9 protein-coding genes are annotated in these 11,733 nt (G+C 61.6%); 7 read left to right on the forward strand and 2 right to left on the reverse strand.

Going from position 1 to position 11,733, the window contains the following annotated elements; all coding sequences use genetic code 11:
- The first annotated feature begins 2 nt into the window (after nt 1–2).
- The 4 genes from DKG74_RS21885 (at nt 3) to DKG74_RS20175 (ending at nt 3,630) form a co-directional block, all read left to right on the forward strand.
- Nucleotides 3–671, forward strand: a complete 669-nt coding sequence (locus DKG74_RS21885; RefSeq protein WP_165837785.1) for a hypothetical protein — start codon at nt 3–5, stop codon at nt 669–671.
- Nucleotides 672–688: 17 nt separating this feature from the next.
- The gene (locus DKG74_RS20170; protein ID WP_165837786.1) at nt 689–1,579 is read left to right on the forward strand and encodes a tetratricopeptide repeat protein; all 891 of its coding nucleotides are present in this window, start codon (nt 689–691) and stop codon (nt 1,577–1,579) included.
- A 242-nt stretch (nt 1,580–1,821) separates the two neighbouring features.
- On the forward strand, nt 1,822–2,031 hold the full coding sequence (locus DKG74_RS21540; protein WP_133251652.1) for a hypothetical protein: 210 nt from the start codon (nt 1,822–1,824) through the stop codon (nt 2,029–2,031).
- 33 nt (nt 2,032–2,064) lie between these two features.
- On the forward strand, nt 2,065–3,630 hold the full coding sequence (locus DKG74_RS20175; RefSeq protein ID WP_109907987.1) for an SEL1-like repeat protein: 1,566 nt from the start codon (nt 2,065–2,067) through the stop codon (nt 3,628–3,630).
- A 62-nt stretch (nt 3,631–3,692) separates the two neighbouring features.
- Here the strand turns inward: DKG74_RS20175 and DKG74_RS20180 are convergent.
- A protein-coding gene (locus DKG74_RS20180) for an IS3 family transposase (protein WP_109907988.1) occupies nt 3,693–4,858 on the reverse strand; the annotation gives its coding sequence in 2 pieces (ribosomal slippage) (nt 3,693–4,606 and nt 4,606–4,858; 1,167 coding nt in all).
- Nucleotides 4,859–5,643: 785 nt separating this feature from the next.
- Nucleotides 5,644–6,579 (reverse strand): IS5 family transposase, encoded by a 936-nt coding sequence (locus tag DKG74_RS20185; protein WP_109907989.1) that lies wholly within the window; start codon nt 6,577–6,579, stop codon nt 5,644–5,646.
- A 686-nt stretch (nt 6,580–7,265) separates the two neighbouring features.
- On the opposite strand from DKG74_RS20185, the gene DKG74_RS20195 reads away from it, so the two are divergent.
- The 3 genes from DKG74_RS20195 to DKG74_RS20205 are packed head-to-tail and all read left to right on the forward strand — an operon-like array spanning nt 7,266 to nt 11,733.
- Nucleotides 7,266–7,484 (forward strand): helix-turn-helix domain-containing protein, encoded by a 219-nt coding sequence (locus DKG74_RS20195; RefSeq protein ID WP_109908004.1) that lies wholly within the window; start codon nt 7,266–7,268, stop codon nt 7,482–7,484.
- Complete coding sequence (gene brxF, locus DKG74_RS20200; protein ID WP_109907990.1) at nt 7,481–7,996, forward strand: BREX-3 system P-loop-containing protein BrxF; 516 nt, start codon at nt 7,481–7,483, stop codon at nt 7,994–7,996. Before DKG74_RS20195 ends, brxF begins: the two co-directional genes overlap by 4 nt.
- Entirely contained in the window at nt 7,993–11,733 is a 3,741-nt protein-coding gene (locus tag DKG74_RS20205; protein ID WP_109907991.1) for a DUF6079 family protein, read from the forward strand. Before brxF ends, DKG74_RS20205 begins: the two co-directional genes overlap by 4 nt.

Genomic DNA, 11,733 nt, shown 5'->3' on the forward strand with positions numbered 1-11,733 from the left:
TCATGGCGCTCGCCCTGACCGCCACCGTGCCGATGGCGGGGCGGGCGCAGGCCTGCGCGACCGAGCCTTTTGTGGACAACAGTCGCCTCGCCTTCAAGAAAGCCAAATACGACGATCGTGTGATCCTGATCGTCTATGGCGGTATCGCGCGCGGGGATGCCCGGCGGCTCGAACAACAGATCCTGGAACACCGACGGCTTTCGGTGCCGATCGACGAAATCTGGCTGCATTCCCAAGGCGGCAACGCCTGGGAAGGCCTGGGCATCGGCCGCGTCATCCGCAAATACGGCATCATGACCCGCGTTCCCGCCGGCTTCGCCTGCGGCAGCGCCTGCACCACCGCGTTCCTGGGCGGCCCCATTCGTTCGGTTGATCCGGGTGGCCGCTACATCGTCCATGCCTTCAGTTCGCTCGGACGCGACGATGAAAAGCCCGGCGACACGCTCGAAATGCTGTCGGTCGAGCAGCAGCGCCAAAAGGAGCAGGGCGACGCCATCCTGGGTGCGGAATGGTCGGCCTACGCGACAGAGATGGGCGTCTCGACCGATTTTTCGCGCGCGACCATGAATATTCCGCACACCTCCCAGAAGACGTTGAGCCAGAAAGAGATCAACGACTATCTGGTGACCAATTTCCCCGCCGACCCGGTCGGCTGCATGACGCTGAATTAGCGGTGAATGGGAGGAAGATGATCGTGGCGGCACCAAGGTTTGGCTTCGACGACGGGAAACCCGTCGCCCGGCCGCTGCTGCTGGCGCTCGGTGCCGCCCTCTATCTGGCGGTCGCCCCGGGCGCGGCGCTGGCCCAGACCGATCCGGGCGCGCGCTGCGATGCCCTGGCCGCAAACCCGGAAGATCCGGCCAAGCCCCGAAGCGTTCTTGGCGTCCTGTACGACGGTATCGACGCGCCCCAGGCGATCACGGCATGCACCACCGCCATCGCCGCGAAACCCGAAGAAGCCCGCTATCATTTCCAGATCGGCCGGGCCTATGAGAAAAGTGGCGATGAAAAAAAGGCCATGCTGCATTACAAATTCGCCGCGCAAAGAGGTTATAAAATCGCCATGCGTAATATTGGGTTTTTATATTTGCGTAAAATTAATAAAAATAACAATGAAATTAAGGAGATGATGAGGTGGAGCTTGGCATCCGGTTTTTCGGATTCCCTTACATTGCTTGCAATTGGGATAGGGTATGAATTTGTAAATAATGATTATGTGAATGCCGCGAAATATTACTTGAGGGCCGCCAAACCGGGAGAGGCTTTGGCGCAAAATAATCTTGGCCGTTTGTACTGGAACGGCTGGGGTGTCACTAAGAACGCGCAGGAAGCGATCAAGTGGTGGAAACTGGCGGCCGCGCAGGGCCAACAGGACGCGATCGAGAACCTGAGAATGGCGCAACGCCGGGGCTCCGGTGGCTATTCCGGGGGCGGCGGCTCGGGCGGTGGCGGCTATCGGCAGCCCGATCACCCCTATGACGCGCCGACGCCCTATACGCCGCCCCCGCCGGTCTACAGCCCGCCGCCCCCGCCGATCGACCCCTTTTACGGCGGCTGCCACAATCCCATGGGGTGCTGACCGCGAGGCGATCGGCCCGGTGCGAAGGAGCGGACAAGGGGAAACACGATGCATTTCACGCGCGGGCTGGCGGTCTCGATGTTCCTCGGTGCAACCGGCGCATCCGCCGATCTGTCCTGCCTGACGAGTTGATGGACGGCATCGCGGCATCGGCAGGCCGACTGTCCATGTTTCTGTAATCCGGATGTAGACATTCCGTTGGTCCCCAAGCGGTGCCGAAGAAAAGACCAAGGAGAAAGATCATGAGGGTTGCCGGCATGAAATGGGCGATCTTGGCCGTAGCCGCATTGTCGGCGGTCGCTTGCCAGAATACCGCGGAAACATCGAGCCCCGCCAAGGCCCCGGTTGCAGGCGGCAATACCGAGCAATGCGATCCCAAGGATCCCTACAGCCGCGCGTGCGCGGATGCTCTCCGGCGAGGTATGGGCCTCGACCAGCTCAACGCGCACTGAAACGGCACGATCGAGCGAAAGACAAGGGGAAACATGATGCATTTCATGCGTGGGCTGGCAGTGCTGGCGGTTTCAGTGTTCTGCGGTGCCGCCGGCGCCTGGGCAGATGGGGCCGACTGTGATGCACTCGCCGCCTCGCCTTACGATTCCCGGCGGCCGCCAGGGGTACCGGGCGTGCGGTTTGCGGCGATGGACGTGGCGAAAGCGGAAGCCGCCTGCCGCCAGGCCGTCGCCGCCTATCCCGGTGAGTTCCGCTTCAAGTATAATCTGGCGCGAGTTCTCTGGCAGGAGAACAAGAAGGGTGCCGAAGCGGCGCGGCTGATGCGTGAGGCTGCCGGAACCTATCCCGCCGCCATGACCGACCTCGGCGTTTTTTACGAGCTCGGCTTCGGGGTCGAGAAGAACGACGTCACGGCCATGATGTGGCATCGAAAGGCTGCTGAAGCCGGCGACGTGATCGGGATGTTCTCGCTGAGTACCGGTTATCAAGAAGGACGAGGCGTTCCCAAGGATATGCAGCGGGCGCTGGAATGGCTGGGGCGCGCGGCCGACAAGGGCTTGGCTGACGCCAGCTATGGCCTCGCCTTCATCTATCAACAAGGCGTCGACGTGCCGAGGGATATGACGCAGGCGATAAAGCACTATCAGGACGCTGTTGCGGCCGGGTTCCCGGCGGCGATGGTGAATCTCGGAAAAATCTATTACGAGGGAGATGGCGTTCCCATTGACCGCGCGGCCGGGATGCGCCTTTTGCGGCAGGCGGCCGAAACTGGCATTCCCCGGGGCCAGGCGGCATTGGCGCATGCGCTTTTCTCCAGCGACAAGGAAGCCGACTGGCGGGAGGCGAAAATCTGGGCGGAAAAGGCGCGTGCCGCCGGCGATCCCCACGGAACCTTTGTCCTGGCGCTCCTGTATTCGCACGGTAAAGGGGTGCCCAAGGACAGCGCGAAAGCCCGAGAACTGGTGAGGGCAGCGGCGGAAATGGGGCACCCCTACGCCATGTACACCTATGGTGTGATGCTGTTGAGGAGCAAGGATTATGTCGGCGCCGCGTCGATGGTCGGAAAGTCGGCCGAGGCTGGCCAGCCCGAGGCCATGTTTCTCCTCGCCAATCTCGTCGGTCAGGGGATCGGGACCCCGCAGAATGAAGAGGCATCGCTGAAATGGCTGACCAAGGCCGCTGACGCCGGTTATCAGTTGGCCAAAGGGCAGCTTGGACTGATCAGGGCGGGCGGTGGATTGAGGTCGTCGCCCGGCGCGACGGCCGAAGATATCTCCCGGCGCGCCCGCGAAATTCTCGCCATGGTCGACGGCTATAATGCGGTCGGCACGGATCGGGACGAATTTGCCCGGGACTGGCAAAAGGTGGAGGATTTCTTCGCGACCCTGAATTCTGGCGGGATGGATGAGGCCAACCGGAGCATCGCTGAGGAACTCCGCGCCATCGTGCTCCATGCGGATATCGCCGGCATGGACCCGGCGCGGGGATTGAAAATGCGTGAACTCGTGCTCGGCATCGTGGACGACCTAATGGCGGGCAACAGGACGGCAGAGGCCGCCCGAAAGACGCAGGAACTGCGCGATCTCGTGACGGACTGACCTACCGGCAGAGCAATATGCGAAGGCTTTGCTGTCTCTGACCTTGACCTGACCCCCATGGTTCATCCAGTTGGGAGCAGAGACCTTTGGGCAGAATTACGGATGGTGGAGGTTGAAGCAAGGGAAGGGGCATGCCCCTTCCGTTGCTTGTGCAGGCCGGCGGCATAGGCTGCCGGTGTCTCATAGCCGAGCGAGGAATGTGGCCGCTCGGTGTTGTAATCCTCGATCCAGTCGGCGACGACTTCTCGGGCATGGCGCTGGCTGAAGAACAGGGGCTCGTCCAGAAGCTCGTCCCGCCTCAGGCCGTTGAAGCTCTCGACGAAGCCGTTCTGCATGGGCCGGCCCGGCGCGATGTAATGCCATTCGACGCCGAAGGCGCCCGCGAAGGCCAGTACCGCGTTCGAGGTCAACTCGGTGCCGTTGTCGCTCACGATCATTTGTGGCTTGCCTCGCTCGGCGATCAGCTCGGTCAGCTCCCGCACCACCCGCCGGCCGGAGAGCGAGGTATCGACCACCGCCCGCAGGCATTCCCGCGTCTCGTCGTCGACGATGTTCAGCACCCGGAAGCGGCGGCCATCGCCAAGTTGATCGTGCACGAAGTCCAGGCTCCAGCGCTGGTTCGGCAAGGCCGGCAGCATCAGGGGCGCCCTCGTGCCGACAGCCCGTCTCCGGCCACGGCGGCGGCGTACCGACAATCCTTCCTCGCGATAGAGCCATTGCACCTTCTTCCGGTTCACGACCAAGCCCTCACGGCATAACAGGATATGCAGGCGCCGGTAGCCGAAGCGCCGCCGTTCGAGGGCCAAGGCCCGCAACCGCTCCCGCAAGGCACCGTCGTCGCCCCGGCGCGGGCGGTAGCGGACTCTCGTTCGATCCGCCCCGATCACACGGCACGCCCGCCGCTCGCTCATCCCCAACATCCGCCGAAGATGCGCGACCGCTTCTCGCCTGCCGGCGGGCGTCACCATTTTTTTGACAGGAGTTCCTTCAGCCCGGCGTTGTCCAGCATGGCATCCGCCAGCAACCGTTTCAGCTTCGCGTTCTCGTCCTTCAGCGCCCGCAGACGCTTCGCCTCCGAGACCTCCAGCCCACCGTACTTCGCCTTCGAGGCATAGAAGGTCGCACTCGACAGCCCGTGGCGACGGCAAATCTCCGTCACCACCGCTCCCGCCTCGGCCTCCTTCAGAATCCCGATGATCTGCTCTTCGCTGAACTGCTTCCGCTTCATCTCAAAGCCCTTCCTTCTCGGTCGGACTCTACTCCACCCTGGATGAATTCGCGGGGGTCAGGTCAACAGGCCCGGGAGACCGGGCCCGTCGGCGCGTTCGGACTTAGTCGGGGACAGCAAAAAGCCCACGAGCTTTCGCACGTGGGCTGAATTTGGTTGCGGGGGCCAGATTTGAACTGACGACCTTCAGGTTATGAGGCGGATTACCAGATATCTATCTGTTTGATATTAAAAGAAATAAACCCAATACAATATGTGATGTGCTAAAATTTGTGCTGAATTTGGACCGCACCAGAATCGGCGAAGGTTCCTCACTTCCGAGCCGAGCAACAACCAGGCTTCGGCCTCAACAGATTCTCGTGCGGTTGGAAACATCAAACCTTCGTCACCTGCCGCGAGCGCCTCGTAGCCCCGCCTCCCCAGCCGGGTGATATCGAACAACGAGTCGTGCACAGCCCAAAGCGTCCCAAGCAGGTCGGACAGGGCCTTGATCGCTGCAAGCGGCTTGTCATCGATTCGCTGCTATACCAGCGCGAACGCTTGCCCGGAAACCCGTCCGACAATCTATTTGTCCGGAAACCCAACGTCCACATCGGTCGTGGACAGATCGAGGTTTGGCCGTCAATCGGCGGTTTGCCGGACATGGCTAATTAATGAGACCTGTGCGCGGCAGGCTCATCATGTTGATTTGACGCGTCGAATGTGCCTCTGGCCGCATCGTGGCTACGGATTATGCCCGTTGCGGTGATCTTCACGCCGGAAGTCGACGCCTTCCCCGACGCCCCTTATGCCGCGACGGCAAGGATGCTCAGGGTTCGTCTCATGTTGTAGGCGATGGCGGTAAGGCGGATCTGTAGGGAGGCCTTCGCCAAACCCAACCATCGGATCCGCCGGAGCCCATAGGATCGCTTCCAGGTCCCGAAGACCTTCTCGATCCGGCCGCGGATCCGGTGGATCGGCTGGTTCCAGGCATCCAGCTTTGCCTGTGTCTCCTCCTCGTCGCGGCCCCACATGTGGGTGGTGACGATGCGCGGTGTTCCGCCCTTGGCGCGAACCGCCGCGCGAAACATCTCGCCGCGATAGGCACTGTCGGCGAAGACATGACCGGGATCGTCGGGAAGCGCGTCACCGCCAGCTTTGCCGTCATGGACGTTGGCCGGGGCGACGGCGATCTCCTCGACCAACGCGGTGTCGGCGTCCGCGCCGACGTGAGCCTTGAAGCCGTGGACCGCAGGCTTCCGCTTGTGCTTGACCCATCGCGCCTCGTCGTCGCCCTTGCTTGCCGAAGCGATGATGGTGGCATCGACCAGCGTGCCGGTCTTCACCCGGATCGCCTTGCCCTTCAACTGGGCTGTCACGCCGTCGAACAACGCCTCGTCGAGCCCTCGGGTGGTCAGCGCCTTACGGAAGCGAACGAAGGCGGTCCGCTCCGGCGTCGGATCGGCACCGGAGAATCCGCAGAACCGGCGGAACGAGGCCCGATCGTCGAGAGCTTCGGCGAGCTTCACGTCGGACAGATCGTACCAGACGGCCAGCAGCAACGCTTTGAACAGCGCCACAGGCGGCCACGCCGGCTCGCCCTTCGCCGCGCAGGAGATATCGGCAAGCCATTGATCGACTGAAGCCCAGTCGATCAGCTTCGCCAGATCGTCCAAGGATGAATGCCGGCGTTCGGCACCGCCGAACCCGAAGCTCTCCCGCCCGATCCGCCGGCGCGACATGGAACACCTCAATCCATTGCTTTGATTAAGTGAATCACGTCAGATGACGGTCGTCGAGACCTATCCGCGCACAGGTCTCATAAGATCGCTTGGCAAGCGTTGCCGCTCTCCTCCCCCGTTGGCCAAGCCAGCGACGCGTCCGTCGTCATGGCACGGCTCCGGGTGCGAGGCCGAGCGGGGGAGGAGGAGAGGAGGAGGAGCCATAGGGTGTCCGCTCCTATTCTGCTTCGAAACACCTTGAGTGTCGAACTTCAGGGTGCGGCTGTTCTCCGTCACGGTACGACCGAGCTGATACGTTGCCCCGTTCGGCAGCCTCGCCTCGATCTCGATGGTGATTGTGACTTCCGCGCCCATCTGTCCAGTCAGATGGGCGATCACCTCATCGGCAATGCGGCCGGCATCGCGTCCGACGCGGGCCGAATCCACCCGCGCCGATCCGTGGAAGCGTCGAAGCTCATCCCTGAAGAAATAAATAGCTTCATTTGTGCGATCTATCGCGTTCGGGAATGTAGACATCGTGTGACGCCTCTGTTCGCTGGCCAGGCACATTCTCCCCCCGTTTTTGTGGCCGTCCGAAGGCCACTCACCGGATCATCTGGATGCCCGTCTTTCAGCAATCAGTTTGCCAAATCTTGCCAACTTGCGCCAATATGGCACAGTATTGCCACCAACATGTCGGCCACATTATGATCCAACAGTCCGATGACATCCTGACCATCGAGGAGGTCGCCGCCTACCTGAAGGCTGGGCGACGCACGGTCTATCGCCTCGCGGCCAATGGGCAGATCCCGGCCTTCAAGCTGGGTGGTACATGGCGCTTCCAGCGCGCCGAACTGGACCGGTGGATCGCTGCCCGCATGGGCACGCAGGAGGGAAAGCCCAAGCCGGACGAGGAGAAGTCATGACCCGTGCGTTCGCGGCAGACATCGCCAATCTCCCTGCGCTTGAACGGCTTATCGAAGATGTCAGCGATCTTCAGGGCAAGCTGATCCTGTTGGTTGGCAGCAGCGGCAAGACCCGGCTCCTGCGCGCCTTGGCGCGACGGCTGAATACCGCGTCACTCAATATCGGCGTAGAACTGGGGCGGCGCCTGACGGCAACGCCCGACTCCGATCGTGGCTTCTCATTGAACGAGTCGCTGCGTGAAGTCACGGTCAACGCGCGCAACGACGTGCCGTTGCTGCTCGACAATCTCGAAGTTCTCTTTGAGCCAAGCCTGAAGATCAATCCGCTCAACGTTATCAAGTTGCTGGCGCACTCGCGTCCGGTCATCGCCGCGTGGCCTGGCGAAATGCGCGATGACCACTTGATTTACGCCGGCATAGGACATCCCGAACACCGCGACTACACCCGCGATGGCGTCGTCGTCTTTGAAACGGCGCAAAGCCATCAAGGGGCCGGAAGGCCAAAAGTATGAAGTACAGAGACCTTATTCAATTCGAGCAGATTGAGTCGGTTGTTCAACTACTCGACGCCGACCGCCCGGACGAAGCCAAGAAGCTCGTTTCGACCTTCGTCATCTCCGACGACATGGCCGAGCGCATTGCCAAGCTTATGGTGCCACAACTCGGCTTCGATGATGCTGTCGACCACAAGGGCGTGCTCATCGTCGGCAACTACGGCACTGGTAAGTCGCACTTGATGTCGGTGTTATCGCTGGTGGCCGAGGACGCGGCCTATGCGCCGATGATCCGGCACCCCAAGGTGGTGGATGCGGTTACGTCCATCGCCGGCCGTTTCAAGGTGCTGCGCATCGAGGTTGGTGGCTTGGAAATGCCGCTGCGCCAGATCATCACCCAGCAGATCGAACGCTTCCTCAAGAAGCTCGGTGTCGATTTCACCTTCCCGAGCGCCGATCAGGAACTGAACAACAAAGACTCCTTCGAGGAGATGATGGCCGCATTCGGGGAGAGGTTCCCGAATCAGGGGCTTCTGCTCGTGGTCGACGAGTTCCTCGAATACCTGCAATCGCGCCGCGATCACGAGTTGGTGCTCGACTTGGCCATCCTGCGTCAGATCGGCGAGGTCGCCAAGCATCTGAAATTCCGCTTCGTCGCGGGCGTGCAGGAAGCCATTTTCGATAGCGGCCGCTTCCAGCATGTTGCCGACAGCATCCGCCGCGTCAACGAACGCTTTACGCAGATACTGATCGACCGCCAGGACGTGAGCTTCGTCGTTTCCGCACGTCTGCTCAAGAAATCCGCCGATCAGCAGAACAAAATCCGCGAATATCTCAAGCCCTTCGCCAAATTCTACGGGTCGATGAACGAACGCATGGACGAATATGTCCGGCTATTCCCGGTTCACCCCGACTACCTCAAGACCTTCGAGCAGATTCACTTCACCGAAAAGCGCGGTGCCCTCAAAACCATTGAAGCCGCGATGCGGGCCATTCTCGATCAGGACCTGCCGACCGACCGGCCACAACTGATCGCCTACGAGAGCTTCTGGAACACGGTCAAGAGCAACCAGGTGCTGCGTGCCGATCCCAACATCAAGGAGGTGCTGCGCGTCTCCGAGGTGCTGGAATCTCGCATCCAGCAGGCATTCACGCGGCCGGCTTACAAGCCGTTGGCGCTGCGCGTCATCAATGGTCTGGCTGTGCATCGCCTGACCACCGGCGGCGACATCCACGTCCCGATCGGTCCAACCGCCGCAGAGCTGCGCGACTCCCTGTGCCTGTTCCAGCCGGGCGTCGGGGACATGCCGGGCGAGCCCGCCGAGAACCTGCTGTCGATGGTTCAGACCGTGATGCGCGAGGTGCTGAAGACAGTCAACGGCCAGTTCATCTCCAAGGCCGCCGACACAGAGCAGTATTACCTCGATCTGAAAAAGGACATCGACTATGACGCCCAGATCGAAAAGCGCGCCGAAGCCTTGTCGGACGACGCACTCGACCGAGCCTACTACAGTGCTGTCAAGGCGCTGATGGAATGCAGCGACGATCTCCGCTATCCAGGATTCCAAATCTGGCAATACCAGATCGAGTGGCAGGAGCGCCGCGTCGAGCGCTTGGGCTATCTGTTCTTCGGAGCGCCGAACGATCGCCCCACCGCGCAGCCCGAGCGCGATTTCTACATCTACTTCATCCAGCCTTTCGACAAGCCGCGCTTCACGGACTCGCAGCAGCCGGACGAAGTGTTCTTCCGGCTGAAATCGCCGGACGAGGACTACAGACGCCACCTTTCCCAATACGCCGCATCGCTGGATCTGGCGTCCACCGCCAGCGGAGGCGCGAAGGCTGTCTATCAGTCCAAGGCGCAAGATGCCCTGCGCGCCATGAGCAAGTGGCTGCAAGAAAAGCAACTAACCGCGTTTGAAGTCACCTACCAAGGCAAGGCCAAGACGCTGCAAGATTGGGCCAAAGGCGTGTCCCTGCGCGATCGCGCGCGCTTGGGACCGGAGGAAAGAATCAATTTCCGCGACATCGTGAACATCGTCTCGGGCCTGGTCTTGTCCCAGCATTTCGCCGACATCGCGCCCGAGTATCCCAAGTTTCCGGTGCTCGTCACCGAGGCCAACCGTAAGTCCCTGATCGGTGCCACGCTGCGCGCGCTGGCGGGCGGCACCCGCACGAAGGACGCCACCGCTGTGCTCGATGCGCTAGAGATGCTCGACGGCGAACGCATCGACCCTGCCGGTTCTCGCTACGCCCAGGAGGTGTTGAATCGCCTCAAGGCCAAGGGGCATGGGCAGGTGCTCAACCGCAACGAACTCATCACCGGCGCAACCGATGTAGAGTATTTCTCCCCGACCAAGCATCGACTCGAACCCGATCTGCTCGTCGTTGTGCTAAGCGTCCTAGTCTATTCCGGCGACATCATTCTCTCGATTACCGGCGACAAGATCGATTCTGGCAAGCTCGTTTTGCTGGCCGAACGCTCGCTCGATGAACTCAAGCAGTTCAAGCACATTGAAGCGCCAAAGGAAATGAACCTTGCGGTGCTGCGCGCGCTGTTCGAGTTGCTCGGTCTGCCGTCTGGTCTTGCGCAGAAAGCCAGCCAAGGCGACACCGAGCCTGTCGTCGCCTTGCAGGAAAAGATCAGCGCCCTGGTGCCGCGCGTGCTTAAGGCCGGTTCCGATCTCCAGCAGGGTAAACTCGGTTTCTGGGGCCAGGGCCTGCTTCGCGAGGAAGAGGCCAAGGATTGGTATGCGCGGCTCGACGCGCTCAAAAAATTCACCGAAGCGCTGTCGCCCTACAACACCGTCGGCAAGCTCAAAAACCTGCGCGTCACGCAGGAAGACATCGACACCCAGAAGAAGAATCTGGACCTGCTCACTGGAGTTGAGCGTTTGCTGGATCTGGTCGGCGAATTGGGGGGCACCGCGTCCTACCTGTCGCAGGCGGAGATGATCTTGCAGCCCGGCCATGATTGGGTGAAGCAGGCCGAAGCGGAGCGCAAAGCTCTGTTCGACAAGCTGGCAGAGGACCGCACTGCGGAACGCGCCGCAACCGTGCTCGGTGAAGGCCGCCAGACCCTCGCCCGGCTCAAGAAGGACTATATCGGCGCCTATATCGCCAGCCACAGCAAGGCGCGACTGGGCGTCGCCGAAGAGAAGACGCGCAACGCGCTACGTCGAGACGATCGTTTGTTGTCGTTGCGCGTGCTGGCAGGCGTCTCGCTGATGCCCACCAGTCAGCTCACCGGCTTCGAGGACGCGCTCAACGGCCTGAAAAGTTGCTCCGCGCTGGACGAGCCGACGCTGCTCAGAACGCCGGTATGCCCCCACTGCCAGTTCCGCCCGTCCGCCGAGCAGTTGGAACTGTTGCCCGCCGCCAGTCGCTTGAACAAGCTGGACGACGATCTGGATCAGTTGCAGACCAACTGGCAGCAGACCCTGCTGGAAAATCTGGAAGACCCCTTCACGCAGGATAGCCTCGGCCTGCTGCCGCCGGCGTCGAAAACGCTGATCGACGCCTTCCTCACGGCGCGCAGGCTGCCGGAGCCTGTCACCACCGAGTTCGCCAGCGCCGTGCAGGAAGCTCTGTCCGGGCTGGAGAAGATCACGGTCAAAGCCGACGAGCTTCGTCAGGCCCTGCTGCAAGGCGGCTCGCCCGCCACGCCGGATGAACTGCGCAAGCGGTTCGACACCCTTATCAGCGAGCGCGGCAAGGGAAAGGACGCCACCAAGCTGCGGTTCGTGATCGAGTGA

It is taken from the genome of Zavarzinia aquatilis, assembly GCF_003173035.1.
Classification (GTDB): Bacteria; Pseudomonadota; Alphaproteobacteria; order Zavarziniales; family Zavarziniaceae; genus Zavarzinia; species Zavarzinia aquatilis.

Excerpts from the sequence above, each read along its gene's own strand:
- DKG74_RS21885 (WP_165837785.1), top strand. The coding sequence starts at position 3 with ATGGCGCTCGCCCTGACCGCCACCGTGCCGATGGCGGGGCGGGCGCAG.
- DKG74_RS20170 (WP_165837786.1), top strand. The coding sequence starts at position 689 with ATGATCGTGGCGGCACCAAGGTTTGGCTTCGACGACGGGAAACCCGTC.
- DKG74_RS21540 (WP_133251652.1), top strand. The coding sequence starts at position 1,822 with ATGAGGGTTGCCGGCATGAAATGGGCGATCTTGGCCGTAGCCGCATTG.
- DKG74_RS20175 (WP_109907987.1), top strand. The coding sequence starts at position 2,065 with ATGATGCATTTCATGCGTGGGCTGGCAGTGCTGGCGGTTTCAGTGTTC.
- DKG74_RS20185 (WP_109907989.1), bottom strand. The coding sequence starts at position 6,579 with ATGTCGCGCCGGCGGATCGGGCGGGAGAGCTTCGGGTTCGGCGGTGCC.
- DKG74_RS20195 (WP_109908004.1), top strand. The coding sequence starts at position 7,266 with ATGATCCAACAGTCCGATGACATCCTGACCATCGAGGAGGTCGCCGCC.
- brxF (WP_109907990.1), top strand. The coding sequence starts at position 7,481 with ATGACCCGTGCGTTCGCGGCAGACATCGCCAATCTCCCTGCGCTTGAA.
- DKG74_RS20205 (WP_109907991.1), top strand. The coding sequence starts at position 7,993 with ATGAAGTACAGAGACCTTATTCAATTCGAGCAGATTGAGTCGGTTGTT.